The following is a 16093-nucleotide window of genomic DNA, read 5'->3' on the forward strand; positions in this document are numbered from 1 at the left end:
CGCACCGTGTGCTGACAATCGAGTGGGAACTGGATCCGCCATAGAAGCGGACACAAGAATGGGGTAATCGTGCCGGAACAACCGGGTAAAAGTGCAATTGAAATTCGTGGCGTCCGCAAGGTATTCGGTACCGGGGAGTCACAGGTCGCCGCTCTCGACACGGTTTCGGTGTCGATCCGCGAAAACGAGTTCTTCACGCTACTTGGTCCATCCGGCTGCGGGAAGACGACGCTTTTGAGGCTGATTGCCGGCTTCGACTTTCCGAGCGCCGGCGAGATACTGCTGCATGGCCAGGACATCGCCCCGCTGCCGCCATTCAAGCGGCCGGTCAACACCGTGTTCCAGAACTATGCGTTGTTCCCCCATATGACGGTGGCCGAGAACATCGGCTTCGGCCTCGAAATGCTCGGCAAGCCCAAAGCCGAAGTGAAGGCGCGGGTCGCCGAGATGCTGAAGCTGGTCAAGATGGAAGCACTCAGCGGCCGCCGCACCAGCCAGATATCGGGCGGCCAGCAGCAGCGCGTGGCGCTGGCCCGGGCGCTGGCGCCGCAGCCGAAGGTGCTGCTGCTCGACGAGCCGCTGTCGGCGCTCGACTTCAAGCTGCGCAAGGAGATGCAGATCGAGCTGAAGCGGCTGCAGCACGAGACCGGCATCACCTTCATCTTCGTCACCCACGACCAGGAAGAAGCGCTGACCATGTCGGACCGCATCGCGGTGATGTCGTCGGGCAAGATCCTGCAGGTCGGCACGCCTTGGGACATCTATGACAAGCCGGCGGAGCGCTTCGTCGCCGATTTCATCGGCGAGACCAATTTCCTGACCGCGGCCATAACAGGCATGGCCAACGGCAAGGCACGAGCAACGCTCAAATCCGGCGCGATGATCGACGCGACCGTGGCTGAGGGCTTTCAGCCGAAGGACAACGCCACCGTTGTGGTCAGGCCGGAACATGCCAAGCTGACCAACGGCAAGGGCGACCTGTCGGGCACGGTCGAAAACATCGTCTATTTCGGCACCGACACGCATATCCATGTTCGCCTGGATAGCAGCGAGGCCTTCACTGTGCGCCAGCAGAACACGCGCAGCGCAGGCTGCGGTTTCGAACGGGGAGACAAGGTCGGCATTTCGATCGGCAACGATGCCGCACAAGTGCTGAGGGACTGATGGCGAGCGCGGAAGAAGTCGCCAAGGACGCCGAACGCAGAGATATCCGCGATCGCTGGCTTCTGTCAGCGCCGGCACTGATCATCATCTTTCTGGCGGCAACCGGCCCGCTGCTGATCGTCGTGATCTACTCGTTCCTGACGCCGGGGCCTTATGGCGACGTGGTGTGGAAATTCTCCACCGACGGCTGGCTGTCGGTGGTGATGCAGCGCGACATCTTCGACGACACTCTGGCCTTCGCCGACGCGCATCTGTCCATCTTCTGGCGCTCGGCCAAGCTGTCGTTTATGACAACGATCTTCACGCTGCTCTTTGGCTTCCCGACCGCCTATTTCATCGCCACCCGGCCCGCGCGGCAGCGCGAGATCTGGCTGTTCCTGATCACCATCCCCTTCTGGACCAATCTGCTGATCCGCACCTTCGCCATCCAGGAGGTGATCCGCAACGAGGGCATCGTCAATACGGTGCTCATCAAGCTCGGCATCATCAGCCAGCCGATCCAGATGATGTTTACCGATTTCGCGCTGATGGTCGGCATGACCTATGTCTATCTGCCGCTGATGGTGCTGCCGCTCTATGCCAGCATGGAAAAGATCGACTTCCGGCTGGTCGAGGCGGGTTACGACCTCTACGCCAACCGCTTCCAGGTGCTGAGGCGGGTCATCATCCCGCTGGTCAAGCCTGGCATCATCGCCGGATCGATCCTGGTCTTCATCCCGGCGCTGGGCGCCTATGTCACCCCGCGCGTGCTCGGCGGGTCGAAGAATATGATGCTCGGCAATCTGATCGAGCTGCAGTTCGGGCAAGGCCGTAACTGGCCGCTCGGCTCGGCGCTGTCGATCTCGCTGATGGCGATCGTGATGGTCGCGCTGCTCTTCTATGTCCGCTCCGCTGGGCGTCAGGGCGGCACGCATGGGTAGCCGCTTCGACATCCGCCGGCAGACCGGCTTCACGGCCATCGCGATGATCTGCTTCTTCGCGCTCTACCTGCCGATCGTCACGGTTGTCGTCTATGCCTTCAACGCGGGCAGTTCGATCGCGATCTGGGAAGGCGTGTCGCTGCGCTGGTTCTACCAGGCCTGGAACAACAACCAGGTTGTCGACGCCTCGATCCGGTCGCTGCAGATTGCTTCAGTCGCGGCGACTATTGCGACGATCGTCGCCACCATGGCCGCGCTTGCTACGACCCGGACGAAGCCATATCCCGGCCTCGGCTTCAAATACGCCTTCATCAACCAGCCGCTGATGGTGCCGGAAATCGTCACCGCGGTGGCGCTGCTGATCTTCTTTTCGCGCATCAAGATCTGGACCGGCTATTCGGGGTTGGGCTACCTGATGGCCGCGCATACGGCCTTTTGCATCCCCTTTGCCTATCTGCCGATCCGGGCGCGGCTCGAGAACATGGATCTCACGTTGGAGATCGCTGCGGCCGACCTGTACGCGACACCCTGGAAGGCTTTTCGGCGCGTCACCTTTCCGCTGCTCTGGCCAGGCATCCTTGCCGGATTGATGCTGGCCTTCGTCATCTCGCTGGATGATGTCGTCATCACGGAGTTCGTCAAGTCCGGCGGCCAAGATACGTTGCCGACTTACATGCTCGGCCAGTTCCGGCGCGTTATCACACCGGAAATCAACGCGATTTCGACGGTGTTCCTGCTGATCTCGATCTTGATCGTCACCGTCTTCTTTTTCATCAGCAGGAAAAAGGATCAGGAATGATATCAGCTGTAACAGGAGAGAAACGATGAAGTGGAAACTGGCCGCGACGGCGCTCGGCGCCGCGCTCCTCGCCTCGGCGGGTATTGCCCGCGCCGATGGCGAACTCAACATCTACAATTGGGGCAATTACACCAGCCCCGATCTCATCAAGAAATTCGAGGAAAAATTCAAGGTCAAGGTGACCGTCACCGACTACGATTCCAACGACACGGCGCTCGCCAAGATCAGGCAGGGCGGCAGCGGCTTCGACATCGTGGTGCCCTCGGCGAGCTTCGTGCCGATCTGGATCGAGGAAGGGCTGCTCCTGGAAACGGAGCCCAACAAGATGGAGAACTTCAAGAACATGGACCCGAAATGGGTCGATGTTCCCTTCGATCCAGGCCGCAAATACACCGTGCCATGGCAATGGGGTACAACCGGCGTCACGGTCAATACTTCCGTCTACAAAGGTGACCCCAACACCTCGGCCATCTTCATGGATCCGCCCCAGGAATTGGTCGGCAAGGTCAATGTCGTGCCCGAAATGGCCGATGTCATGCATCTCGCCATCAGATATGTCGGCGGTGAGCCCTGCACCGGCGACAAGGAGGTGCTGAAGAAGGTGCGGGATGCACTGATGGCAGCCAAGCCGAAATGGATTTCCATGGACTACGGTTCTGTCGAGAAGTTCTCCAAGGGCGACTTCGCGGCCGGCGTCGACTGGAACGGTGCCTCCTTCCGGGCCCGCTTGCAGAACAAAGACATCGTCTATGGCTATCCAAAGGAGGGTTTTCCGATCTGGATGGACAACGTCGCGGTGCTGAAGGACGCCAAGAACGTAGAAAACGCCAAGCTGTTCCAGAACTTCATCATGGAGCCCGAGAACGCAGCGCTGATCTCGTCTTTCGCGCGCTATGCCAACGGCATCAAGGGATCGGAAGCCTTCATGCCTGAGGACATGAAGACGGCGCCGGAGGTCAACATCCCCGCCGAGTTCGCTGACAAGGGCAAATTCATGCTGAGCTGCGCACCCGACGTCCAGGCGCTCTACACCAGGATATGGACCGAGCTGCAGAAGTAATCGCAGCATCGTGGGACCCGGCGGGAAGCGCCGCCGGGTCTTCAAAGCAAAAACCTTCGACAAGACCCGACGTCCGGCCTGTGGCTGGACGCAGCTGGAGTTCGCCTGGAATGACCGATCTCGATCTTTGCTACATGCCGGCAAGCGAGGCGCTCAAGCGCTTTAAGGCGAAGAAGCTCTCACCGGTCGAGTTGATGGAAGCGGTCATCGGGCGCGCCGAGGCGACGAAGGACAAGATCAACGCTTTCACCAACACGCATTTCGACGAGGCGATGGCGCTTGCCAAGAAAGCCGAGGCGAAATACGCCAAAGGTAAGAAGACCGGCCCTCTGGAGGGGCTGCCCGTAGGCATCAAGGATGAAAGCTATATCAAGGGCAGGCCGACCACCGGCGGCTCGCTGATCATGAAGAACTTTGTAGCCGATACCACCTCGACCATGAACGAACGTATTATCGAGGCTGGCGGCATCGTCCATGCACGCACGGCGACGCCGGAATTCTCCTGTGCGGCCTATACCTGGTCGAGGCTGTGGGGCGTCACCCGCAATCCGTGGAACCCCCAGTTCACGCCCGGCGGCTCGTCGGGCGGCTCGGCCGCCTCGCTCGCCTCCGGCACATCGTCGATCGCCACCGGTTCCGATATTGGGGGTTCGATCCGCATTCCGGCATCGGCCTGCGGCGTCGTCGGTTACAAGCCGCCCTATGGCCGCAATCCGGACGACCCGCCGTTCAATCTCGACTTTTATTGCCACACCGGGCCGCTGGCGCGGACGGTCGAGGACGCGATCCTGCTGCAAAATGTCATGACCGGCCCCAGTCCGCTCGACATAGCCTCGCTCCGGCCAAAGCTGACGCTGCCGACCAAATTCAAGCCGATCAAGGGCTGGAAGATCGGCTATTCGATGGATCTCGGCGGCTTCGAGGTCGATCCGGAAGTGGTGAAGAACACCAAGAAAGCGCTCGACGTGTTCCGCTCACTGGGTGCCGAGGTCGAGGAGGTCGATTTCGGCTGGGGACCGGAGGTCCTGGAGGCCGGGCTCGCCTATTTGAACCATTTGTTCGGCGCGTTCCTGTCGAAACTGCTGCCCGACCATGCTGACGAGATGACGACCTATGCCCGCAAATTCGCCGAGGAGGGAGCGGGTTCCAAGGCGACCGATTTCGTCGCCAGCCTCGAGGTGGCCGGCCGCATGTACATGACGCTTGGGCCGCTCCTCGAAAAATACAATGTGCTGATCTGCCCGACCACGGCGCTGCCGTCAGTCCCGGCCGAGCATGACCAGTCGAAGGACGAAATCAGGATCAACGGCAAGCTGGTCAATCCCTCGCTTGGCTGGGTGATGACGACGCCGTTCAATATGATGAGCCGCTGTCCGGTGCTGTCAATTCCATCCGGCCACGCGAAGAACGGCGTGCCGACCGGCATCCAGATCATCGGCCGCACCTACAGCGACGAAGATGTGTTCCGCGCCGGTATGGCCTATGAAAAAGCAGTTGGTGGCTGGTACGGACAAAAGGCGCGTCGGCCGAAACTATGATGGCACGACCGCACTGAGAGCAGAAACCGTCGGGACACCGCGGGCGACACTTCCCGGAGCATGCAATGACATCCTACCGCAATAGCGAACCGGTGCCGCCGATCATGCAGGGCTCGCCGCCCAACATGGTGCCGCCGAGGCTCGACTGGGACAGGGGCCCCTGGAACCGGTGGGCGTTCCAGCACATCCGCGAAATTCTGCCGACCGTCGAGGTCTGGCGCGGCAATGGTCATCGCCGCCGGCTCGATCGGGCCGACGTCGATCTCGATGCGCTGCGGGTGGGCGACAGCACAGGTCAGCCGACGACGCTGGACGGGCTGCTTGACGAAACCTATACGGACGGGTTCCTCGTGCTCAAGGACGGTAAGATCGCCTATGAGCGCTATTTCAACGGCATGACCGACCGCACGCTGCATCTATCGCAGTCGATGGCGAAATCGGTCACGGCTTCGGTGTTCGGCATACTGGTCGGGCGCGGCCTGATCGAACCGGCCTTGCCGGTGACGACCTATCTGCCGGAGCTTGGCGCCACCGCCTGGGCCGGCGCCAGCGTGCAGCATGTGCTGGATATGACGACAGGCGTGCGTTTTTCCGAGGAATATACCGACCGCTATTCCGATATCGGCCAGGTCGATGTCGCCAGCGGCTGGAAACCGGTGCCGCCGGGCAGCGATCCGACCTTCGAGTGGCCGTCGCATATGTTCGAATTGATCCTGGGGCTGAAGGAGACTAGCCGGCCGCATGGTGCCGCGTTCGAATACCGTTCGATCGAGACCGACGTGCTTGCCTTCATCATGGAGCGGGTAAGCGGCAAGCGGCTGGCGCAACTGGTTTCGGAGGAACTCTGGCAAAAGCTCGGGGCGGATGAAAGTGCCTGCTTCACCGTTGACAGCGCCGGCTACGCCATCGCCGATGGCGGCTTCAATGCCACGCTGCGCGACTATGGCCGTTTCGCCCAACTGATCCTCGACAATGGCGCCGGCGTGATGCCGGCCGACTGGATCGAGGCGACGCGCAGCGGCAGGCATGGACCGGACTTCAATCCCAGCCTGCCGGAAGGCAGCTACCGCAACCAATTCTGGATCGAGGACCCGCGTTCACGCGCGCTGATGTGCCGGGGCGTGTTCGGGCAGCTGATCCATATCGACTGGGACACGAGGATGGTCGTGGTGAAGCTTTCGAGCTACCCGGATTTCACCGACATCGCCTATTCGGTGGCGACGATGAAAGCCGTCCACGCCATCGCCGCCGCGCTGGCCTAAGTTTCAAGAAAATCGGAAGGAAAGGCCATGGCCGGCAAGACCGCATTCGAGACCAGATATGGTTTTGCCCGCAACCAGGTGCTGCTGGGCAACTGGCGCCAAAGCCCGTTCAGCCGGTGGTCGTTCCAGAACGTCGGAGAATTGGTGCCGAGCACCAGCGTGGCCGCAGCGCCAGGTAGCAGCGAGGCGCCGGCACAGCACCTTAGCTGGCTGGTTGGCGAGAAGATCGCTCTGGCTGGCGGTCCGGAGACGGTCGCGGCCTTTCTCACGCGCTCCGACACCGACGCGCTGACGATCATGAAGGCCGGCAAAATCGTCGGCGACTGGTTTGCACCGCATATGGAGTTCGGCGCTCGCCACATCATCTTCTCAATCAGCAAGTCGTTGACCGCCATCCTGGCCGGCACATTGGAAGGCGAAGGAGTTTTCGATCTGCAGACATCGGTGACCAAATACATCTCCGAGGCCGCCGGCTCGGCCTATGGCGACGCCAGCGTGCGGCATGTGCTCGACATGACCGTCAGCCTCGATTTTGAAGAAGCCTATCTCGATCCGGAGAGCGCCTTTGCCCGTTACCGTCGCGCGACGCTGTGGAACCCGGATGGCGGCAGCGAGGGCCTGGCTGCCTTCCTCATGACCTTGCAGCGTCTGGCCGAGCCGCACGGTCAAACGTTCCGTTACCGCTCGCCCAATTCCGACCTGCTTGGCATTCTGCTAGAGCGCGCGTCGGGCCAGCGCTTCGCCGAGCTGATGCAGGAGAAACTATGGCAACCGCTCGGGGCGGGCAGTGAAGCGTCGGTGACGGTCGACAGGGAAGGCACGGCGCGTACGGCCGGCGGCATTTCGGTGACGCCGCGCGACCTGGCGCGGATTGGGGAGATGATGCGGCAGGGCGGCATGGCCAATGGCCGGCGCATCGTGCCGGAAGCCTGGGTGCGCGACACTGTCAGCACAGGCGGAGACACTGAGGCCTGGCAGCGTGGCACGATGGCTTTCCTCTTCCCGCAAGGCCGCTACCGAAACAAATGGTATCAGACCGGAGCGGCAAGCGGAGCCTTCTGCGGCATCGGAATCCACGGCCAGTGGCTCTATGTCAATCCGACGGCCGAGGTCGTGATCGCAAAAATGTCGTCGCAGCCGGAGCCGGTCGACGAGCCGCTCGATGTCGATACGGTCGCTTTCTTCGAAGCACTGAGCCGGATGGTCTGATCCGATCCAGGCAACCCGCAGCACTGCAGCTTTCCTGTGGACCTGTCGGCGTGATCGAGAACGATGCGGTTGGCGGAGCGACGCCCTGCGCCTATGGTCGCCGCTCTTTTCGATAAGGACAACAGGAACGATATGGCATCCGACATCAAGCGCATCTCAGTAATCATAGCAGCCGAGATCGCCGCCCGGCCCGAACAGGCCGCGGCCGCGATCGGGTTGCTGGACGAAGGCGCGACAGTGCCGTTTGTTGCGCGCTATCGCAAGGAGGTCACCGACGGTCTGGACGACACACAGTTGCGCCTGCTTGCCGAGCGGCTCGCCTATCTGCGTGAACTCGATGCACGCCGCGACACCATCCTCGGTTCGATCCGTGAACAGGGTAAGCTGACCGAAGAGCTCGAAACCAAGATCGCGGCGGCCGCCACCAAGGCGGAACTCGAAGACATCTATCTGCCCTATAAGCCGAAGCGTCGGACCAAGGCGGAGATCGCGCGAGAGCGTGGCCTGGGACCTCTGGCCGAGGCCATCCTTGCCGACCGCGCGGCTGTGCCCGGCGAACTGGCGTTGGCCTATGTCGGCGGCGAGGTGGCCTATACCAAGGCGGCGCTTGAAGGCGCGCGCGACATCCTGTCAGAACAGTTCGCCGAGAATGCCGACCTGGTCGGCAGACTGCGGACATACATGAAGGAACGTGCCTTCATGCGGTCACGCGTCGTCGACGGCAAGCAGGAGGCCGGCGCGAAATTCTCGGACTATTTCGACCATGTCGAGCGCTGGGCCAACGTGCCGAGCCATCGCGCGCTGGCGATGCTGCGCGGCCGCAACGAAGAGGTGCTGTCGCTCGACATCGAAGTCGATGCCGACGATGCGTCGCCGGTGAAGCCGGTCGAACGGATGATTGCCGACGCCTACGCAATCGGCCGCCAGTTGCCGGGAGACCGCTGGTTGATGGAGGTGGCGAGCTGGACCTGGCGCATAAAGCTGTCGCTGCACCTGACACTCGATTTGATGCGCGATCTGCGCGAGCGGGCGGAGGAGGAGGCGATCCACGTCTTCGCCCGCAATCTGAAGGATTTGCTGCTCGCTGCCCCGGCCGGCTCGCGGGCCACGATGGGACTCGATCCCGGCATCCGCACCGGCGTCAAGGTGGCCGTGGTGGACGGCACCGGCAAGCTGTTGGCGACGACGACGGTCTACCCGTTTCCACCAAGGAACGATGTGCGTGGCACGCAGGCCGAACTGGCGAAGCTCATCCGTCTGCACAAGGTCGAGCTGATTTCGATCGGCAACGGTACCGGCAGCCGCGAAACCGAAAGGCTGGTCGCTGACATGCTGGCCGACATGCCGGCCGAATCCGGGCCGAAGCCGCTCAAGGTGATCGTCAGCGAGGCGGGCGCCTCGGTCTATTCGGCTTCAGCGACCGCGGCGGCCGAGTTTCCCGGCCTCGACGTGTCGCTGCGAGGCGCGGTGTCGATCGCGCGGCGGCTGCAGGATCCGCTGGCCGAACTGGTCAAGATCGAACCGAAGTCGATCGGCGTCGGCCAGTATCAGCATGACGTCGATCAATACCGGCTCGGCCGTTCGCTGGAAGCGGTGGTCGAGGACGCGGTCAATGCCGTCGGCGTCGACCTCAACACCGCCTCGGCGCCGCTGCTGGCGCGGGTTTCGGGCCTTGGCGCATCGCTGGCCGAGGCGATCATTGCGCATCGCGATGCGACCGGCCCCTTCTCCAGCCGTCGAGACCTGCTGAAGGTGGCTCGGCTCGGACCGCGCGCGTTCGAGCAATGTGCCGGCTTCCTGCGCATCCCGAACGGCAGCGAACCGCTCGATGCCTCGGCCGTGCATCCGGAAGCCTATGGTGTGGCCAAGAAGATCGTCGCCGCCTGTGGGCGGGACCTCCGCTCGCTGATGGGCGACAGTGCGGCACTGAAGGCGCTCGATCCGCGTGTCTTCGTCGACGAGCGGTTCGGCCTGCCGACTGTGCGCGATATCCTGGCGGAGCTGGAAAAGCCCGGCCGCGATCCGCGGCCCGGTTTCAAGACCGCGACCTTCGCTGATGGCGTCGACGACATCAAGGATTTGAAGCCGGGGATGCTGCTGGAAGGCACCGTCACCAATGTCGCCGCGTTCGGCGCCTTCGTCGACATCGGCGTACACCAGGACGGATTGGTGCATGTCTCACAACTGGCCGACCGTTTCGTCAAGGACGCGCATGAGGTGGTGAAAGCCGGCGATGTGGTCAAGGTGCGTGTCGTCGAGGTCGACATCAAGCGCAAGCGCATCGGCCTGTCGATGCGTAGGGATGGTGACGGCGGTACACCGAAACCGCGCGACAATGGCAGCAGACCGGTGCCGCGCGCGCCGGCGCCGCAGCGTCAGCCGGAGCGCCCGGCAGGGCAGGGTGCATTCGGCGCCGCGTTGGCGGATGCGTTGAAGCGGAAATAACTACTTCTCCGGCAGTACATGGCCCAGCAGCCAGTCGCGAAAACTGGCGACCGGCGGATGGCCACGCTTGTCGTGCGGCACGACGAGATAGTAGGCGCTGCGGCTCTGCATCGGCCGGCCCGGAGCCGGCACGAGCTGGCCGCGCTGTAGCTCGCCTGCGATCAGGATCTGCGGCAATAGCGCCACGCCGAGCCCGGCCATGCAGGCCTGGGCGGCGGTGCCGAATTGTTCGAACTGCATGCCCGGTCCGGTCGGCGCGCTCAGGCCCTGATGCTCGAACCATTCGGTCCAGGCGCCGGGGCGGGTCGCCATATGCAGCAGCGGCAAGCGGCCGATATCGGCCGGCGTGGCAATGGCGCGGCCGGCCAGAAATTCGGGCGAGACCACCGGCGCCACAGTCTCGCGGACCAGCAGTGTCGAGTCGGCATCCGGCCAGTCTGGCAGGCCGTAATGGATCGCCGCGTCGAGCCTCTCGCGGGTGAAGTCGAAGCGGCCGATGCGAGTGACGAAGTTGATCGTGATATCAGGGTTGTTTTCGACGAAATCTGGGATCAGCGGCATCAGCCAGCGCGTGCCGAAGGTTGGCAGTATGGCCAGGTTCAAGATGCCAATATGCCGATTACTCATCAATCCGAGTGCAGCGTCACGCAACTGGCCAAGGGCGGCGCGCACTGCTTCGGCATAAATCTCGCCTGCCGTCGACAGCCGGACATTACGGCTGTCGCGTTCGAACAGCCGGCGGCCGAATTGGTCTTCCAAGAGCCTGATCTGCCGGCTCACGGCGCCCTGGGTCAGATCGAGCTCCTGCGCGGCGGCGGTAAAGCTGCCCAGCCGGGCCACGGCCTCGAAGGCGGCAAGGGCGCTAATACCAGGTAAGAGGCGGCGCTGGACACTCATGATCCATTACTAACGCTCATTGATTGGCGACGCAATTTCGTTTGATTTTTTTGAGACGGCGGCCGATAAGCCGGGCACTTCAAGATTTGTAGGGACCGAGAGACATGGCCGCCGAGAAGAACGCTTTCGTCTGGAACGATCCTTTCCTGATCGAGGACCAGCTTTCCGAGGACGAGCGCATGGTGCGCGATGGTGCGGCGGCGTTTGCCGCCGACAAGCTCGCTCCCAGGATCGAGGAAGCCTATCTCGAGGAAAAGACCGACGCCGGGATCTTTCGCGAGATGGGCGAGGCCGGGCTGCTCGGCATCACCATTCCGGAGGAATATGGCGGGCTCGGCGCCAACTACGTCACTTACGGGTTGGTGGCGCGCGAAGTCGAGCGCATCGATTCCGGGTATCGCTCGATGATGAGCGTGCAGTCGTCGCTGGTGATGTATCCGATCCATGCCTATGGCTCGGAAGCTCAGCGCAAGAAATATCTGCCGAAGCTCGCCAGCGGCGAATGGATCGGCTGCTTCGGCCTGACCGAGCCGGATGCCGGTTCCGACCCGGGCGGCATGAAGACGCGCGCCGAGAAGACCGCGAACGGCTATAAGATTTCCGGCTCGAAGATGTGGATTTCCAACGCGCCGATCGCAGACGTGTTCGTCGTCTGGGCGAAGTCGGCTGCACATGACAATGAGATCCGCGGCTTCGTGCTGGAAAAGGGCATGAAGGGCCTGTCGGCGCCGAAGATCGGCGGCAAGCTGTCGCTGCGAGCATCGATCACCGGCGAAGTGGTGATGGAAGGCGTCGAGGTCGGCGAAGACGCGCTGCTGCCCAATGTGTCAGGCTTGAAGGGGCCGTTCGGTTGCCTCAACCGCGCGCGCTACGGCATCTCCTGGGGTGCGATGGGCGCGGCGGAAGATTGCTGGCACCGAGCTCGCCAATATGGCCTCGATCGCAAGCAGTTCGGCAAGCCGCTGGCCGGCACGCAGCTGTTCCAGAAGAAGCTAGCCGACATGCAGACCGAGATCGCGCTTGGCCTACAGGGCAGCTTACGCGTCGGGCGGCTGATGGATGAAGGCAAGATGGCGCCGGAGATGATCTCGATCGTCAAGCGCAACAATTGCGGCAAGGCGCTCGACATTGCCCGCCAGGCTCGCGACATGCATGGCGGCAATGGCATCCAGATCGGTTATCATGTGATGCGCCACGCGCAGAACCTGGAGACTGTGAATACCTACGAGGGTACGCATGACGTGCATGCGCTTATCCTCGGGCGGGCGCAGACCGGCTTGCAGGCGTTTTTCTAGGCGACGTCGGACCGTTCGACACTGCTTAAATTAGGTGCACCGCAACATCTGCTTGGAGAATGCCCGCCAGATGTGTCAGGGTTCGGCGAATTCGTTTGAAACGCCGACTTTCGGGGTCCCATGGCAATTCTGGCAGCCGTATACCACCTGACCCATTACAAATATGACCGGCCGGTCGTCCTTGGCCCTCAGATCATCAGGCTGCAGCCGGCGCCGCATTCCCGCACCAAAGTTTTGAGCCATTCGCTGAAGGTCGAGCCGGCGAACCATTTCGTCAATCTGCAGCAGGATCCCTATGGCAATTTCCTCGCCCGCTTCGTGTTTCCGGAGCCGGTGAGCGAACTGAAGATCGAGGTCGACCTCGTCGCCGACATGACGGTCTATAATCCGTTCGATTTCTTCGTCGAGCCGTCGGCCGAAACGTTTCCCTTCGAATATCCGGAAGAGATCAGCGCCGATCTCGCCATCTACCGGACGCCGGAACCGGCTGGACCGCTGCTGGCGACGTTCCTGCAAACCATCGATCGCCACCCAACCAATACCGTCAATTTCGTCGTCGATCTCAATGCGCGCCTGCAGCGCGAGATCGCCTATATCGTGCGCATGGAAACCGGCGTCTTTTCGCCGGAGGAGACGCTTGCTGCCAAGAACGGTTCGTGCCGCGATACGAGCTGGCTGCTGGTGCAGATCCTGAGGAACCTCGGCCTCGCCGCGCGCTTCGTCTCGGGCTATCTGATCCAGCTCAAGCCCGATCTCGTTGCGCTCGATGGGCCGCCGGGGACCGCTGTCGACTTCACCGATCTGCATGCCTGGTGCGAGGTCTATCTTCCCGGCGCCGGCTGGATCGGCTTCGACCCGACTTCCGGCCTGCTCACCGGCGAAAGCCATGTGCCGCTGGCGGCGACGCCGCATTTCCGCAATGCAGCACCGATTTCCGGCATGGCAAGCTTCGCCAATGTCGAGTTCGGCTTCGACATGCGGGTCGATCGCATCGCCGAGCACCCGCGCATCACCAAGCCATTCTCGGATGAAAGCTGGCAGGCGCTTGACGCGTTGGGCAATCAGGTCGATGCCGCGCTCGAAGCCGGCGATGTCAGGCTGACCATGGGTGGCGAGCCGACCTTCGTGTCGATCGACGATTTCGAGGCGGAGGAATGGAATACCGCAGCCGTCGGACCGACAAAGCGCGAAAAGGCCGATGCGCTGATCCGCCGGTTGCGTGAGCGTTTCGCGCCGGGCGGCTTCCTGCATTATGGTCAGGGCAAGTGGTATCCGGGCGAGAGCTTGCCGCGCTGGACGTTCTCGCTCTACTGGCGTACCGACGGCGAGCCGGTGTGGAGCGACCCATCGCTGATCGCACGAGAAAACAGTGAAGCAGATGTTGGACCGAAGCAGGCTGAAAGCCTGCTCGCGGCAATTGCCGATGAACTCGGCATCGACCAGACCATGGTCAGCGAAGCCTATGAGGACCCGGCCGAGTGGCTGCTCAAGGAAGGCAAGCTGCCGGAGAATGTCGATCCGTCGAATTCGAAGCTGGAGGACCCCGAGGAGCGCAGCCGCATGGCGCGGGTGTTCGAGCGCGGCCTGACCAAGCCGTCGGGCTATGTACTGCCTGTCCAGCGCTGGAACAGCCAGGCGTCCGGACCGCGCTGGCGTTCGGAGAAATGGAAGACGCGGCGCGGCAGGCTGTTCCTGGTGCCGGGCGATTCGCCGGTCGGCTACCGCCTGCCGCTCGGTACGCTGCCCCATGTGCCGCCGGCGCAGTTTCCCTATATCGCGCCGGTCGACCCATCGCTGCCGCGTGGACCATTGCCGGCGCGCGAGGCGATCTTGTCGGGAGCTGCTGCTGTGCCAGGGCCTGCTCCGGCCGAACTTGAAGGCGCGGACGAAATGGCACGGCGCCAGCAGCCGGCTTCCTTCACCGCCGTGACCGGCCAGCAGGATCGTGTCGAACAGAAAATAACCGAGATCGGCGGCGCGGTGCGCACCGCGCTGTCGGTCGAGCCGCGCGACGGACGACTGTGCGTGTTCATGCCGCCAGTCGAGGCGCTGGAAGACTATCTCGAACTGGTCGCTGCGGCGGAGAACGCGGCAAAGGCTATCGGCCTGCCGGTGCATATCGAAGGCTACGGGCCGCCGCACGATCCCCGCCTCAACGTCATCAGGGTGGCTCCGGATCCCGGCGTCATTGAGGTGAACATCCATCCGGCTGCGAACTGGCTGGACTGCGTGGCGACGACCACAGCGATCTACGAAGAAGCGCGGCAAACACGGCTTGGCGCCGACAAATTCATGATCGACGGCCGCCACACCGGCACCGGCGGCGGCAATCATGTCGTCGTCGGCGGCGCGACGCCCAACGACAGCCCGTTCCTGCGCCGCCCCGATCTGCTGAAGAGCCTTGTGCTGCAATGGCAGCGCCGTCCGTCGCTGTCCTATCTGTTCTCGGGCCTGTTCATCGGCCCGACCAGCCAGGCGCCGCGCTTCGACGAGGCGCGCCACGATTCGCTCTACGAACTCGAGATCGCGATGGCGCAGGTGCCACATCCGGACAGCGGCAGCGCGCCGTTGCCGTGGCTGGTCGACCGGCTGTTTCGTAATCTTCTGACCGACGTAACGGGGAACACCCACCGTTCGGAAATCTGCATCGACAAGCTGTTTTCGCCGGACGGACCGACCGGCCGGCTGGGGCTAGTCGAATTCCGCGGCTTTGAGATGCCGCCCAATGCACGCATGAGCCTGGCGCAGCAATTGCTGGTGCGCGCCATAATTGCGCGCGCCTGGAAGAACCCGCTCGATGGCCGCTTCGTGCGCTGGGGTACGTCGCTGCATGACCGGTTCATGCTGCCGCACTATGTCTGGGCTGATTTTCTCGACGTGCTGGACGACCTCAAACTGAACGGCTTTGAATTCCGTCCCGGATGGTTCGACGCGCAGCTCGAATTCCGCTTCCCGTTCTGCGGCGAGGTCCAGCATGCCGGCATCAAGCTGGAGTTGCGGCAAGCGCTGGAGCCGTGGCATGTCATGGGCGAGCAGGGCGCCATCGGCGGCACCGTGCGCTTTGTCGATTCCTCGGTCGAGCGGCTGCAGGTGAAGACCGAAGGGCTCAACCCGGAGCGTCACGCCGTCGTCTGCAACGGCCGCATCGTGCCGATGAAGGTGACCGACACCAGAGAGATCGCGGTGGCGGGCGTCCGCTTCAAGGCCTGGCAGCCGGCATCGGGCCTGCATCCAGCGCTGCCGGTCAACACGCCGCTGGTCTTCGACATCTATGATCGGTGGTCGGGCCGGGCGATCGGCGGCTGCGTCTACCATGTCGCGCATCCCGGTGGGCGCAGTTACGACACCTTTCCGGTCAACGGCAACGAAGCGGAGGCGCGACGGCTTGCGCGTTTCGAGCCGCGCGGGCATACGCCGTCCGGCTACGTGCTGCGCGACGAACAACCCTCTGAAGATTTCCCTATGACCCTTGACCTCAGGCGGCCCGCAAGATTCTGATCAGTG

At 62.8% G+C, this 16093-nt stretch carries 11 protein-coding genes; 10 read left to right on the plus strand and 1 reads right to left on the minus strand.

Annotated features, from left to right (window positions below; genetic code table 11):
* Positions 1 to 69 precede the first annotated feature (69 nt).
* The 8 genes from AC0L26_RS00325 to AC0L26_RS00360 all read left to right on the plus strand — a co-directional run bounded on the left by AC0L26_RS00325 (position 70) and on the right by AC0L26_RS00360 (position 10397).
* Complete coding sequence (locus tag AC0L26_RS00325; protein WP_473630743.1) at positions 70 to 1164, plus strand: ABC transporter ATP-binding protein; 1095 nt, start codon at positions 70 to 72, stop codon at positions 1162 to 1164.
* A complete protein-coding gene (locus AC0L26_RS00330; RefSeq protein ID WP_473630744.1) occupies positions 1164 to 2084 on the plus strand; it encodes an ABC transporter permease in 921 nt (306 codons plus the stop codon). Before AC0L26_RS00325 ends, AC0L26_RS00330 begins: the two co-directional genes overlap by 1 nt.
* Positions 2077 to 2883 (plus strand): ABC transporter permease, encoded by an 807-nt coding sequence (locus AC0L26_RS00335; RefSeq protein ID WP_473630745.1) that lies wholly within the window; start codon positions 2077 to 2079, stop codon positions 2881 to 2883. Before AC0L26_RS00330 ends, AC0L26_RS00335 begins: the two co-directional genes overlap by 8 nt.
* A 25-nt stretch (positions 2884 to 2908) precedes the next feature.
* Complete coding sequence (locus AC0L26_RS00340) at positions 2909 to 3943, plus strand: extracellular solute-binding protein (RefSeq protein ID WP_473630746.1); 1035 nt, start codon at positions 2909 to 2911, stop codon at positions 3941 to 3943.
* A 110-nt stretch (positions 3944 to 4053) separates the two neighbouring features.
* Positions 4054 to 5481, plus strand: a complete 1428-nt coding sequence (locus AC0L26_RS00345; protein ID WP_473630747.1) for an amidase — start codon at positions 4054 to 4056, stop codon at positions 5479 to 5481.
* A 65-nt stretch (positions 5482 to 5546) separates the two neighbouring features.
* On the plus strand, positions 5547 to 6743 hold the full coding sequence (locus tag AC0L26_RS00350; protein WP_473630748.1) for a serine hydrolase domain-containing protein: 1197 nt from the start codon (positions 5547 to 5549) through the stop codon (positions 6741 to 6743).
* Between the two features lie 27 nt (positions 6744 to 6770).
* Positions 6771 to 7952: a serine hydrolase domain-containing protein gene (locus tag AC0L26_RS00355; RefSeq protein ID WP_473630749.1), complete on the plus strand. Its 1182-nt coding sequence runs from the start codon at positions 6771 to 6773 to the stop codon at positions 7950 to 7952.
* Between the two features lie 132 nt (positions 7953 to 8084).
* A complete protein-coding gene (locus AC0L26_RS00360) occupies positions 8085 to 10397 on the plus strand; it encodes a Tex family protein (RefSeq protein WP_473630750.1) in 2313 nt (770 codons plus the stop codon).
* Here AC0L26_RS00360 and AC0L26_RS00365 read toward each other — a convergent pair whose 3' ends face one another.
* Positions 10398 to 11294: a LysR family transcriptional regulator gene (locus AC0L26_RS00365; RefSeq protein ID WP_473630751.1), complete on the minus strand. Its 897-nt coding sequence runs from the start codon at positions 11292 to 11294 to the stop codon at positions 10398 to 10400.
* Between the two features lie 104 nt (positions 11295 to 11398).
* Between AC0L26_RS00365 and AC0L26_RS00370 the strand changes: the two genes are divergently transcribed.
* Both AC0L26_RS00370 and AC0L26_RS00375 read left to right on the plus strand, forming a co-directional pair.
* Positions 11399 to 12589, plus strand: a complete 1191-nt coding sequence (locus tag AC0L26_RS00370; protein WP_473630752.1) for an acyl-CoA dehydrogenase — start codon at positions 11399 to 11401, stop codon at positions 12587 to 12589.
* A gap of 120 nt (positions 12590 to 12709) precedes the next feature.
* A complete protein-coding gene (locus AC0L26_RS00375; protein WP_473630753.1) occupies positions 12710 to 16087 on the plus strand; it encodes a transglutaminase family protein in 3378 nt (1125 codons plus the stop codon).
* Positions 16088 to 16093 lie beyond the last annotated feature (6 nt).

It is taken from the genome of Mesorhizobium sp. WSM4823, assembly GCF_055811195.1.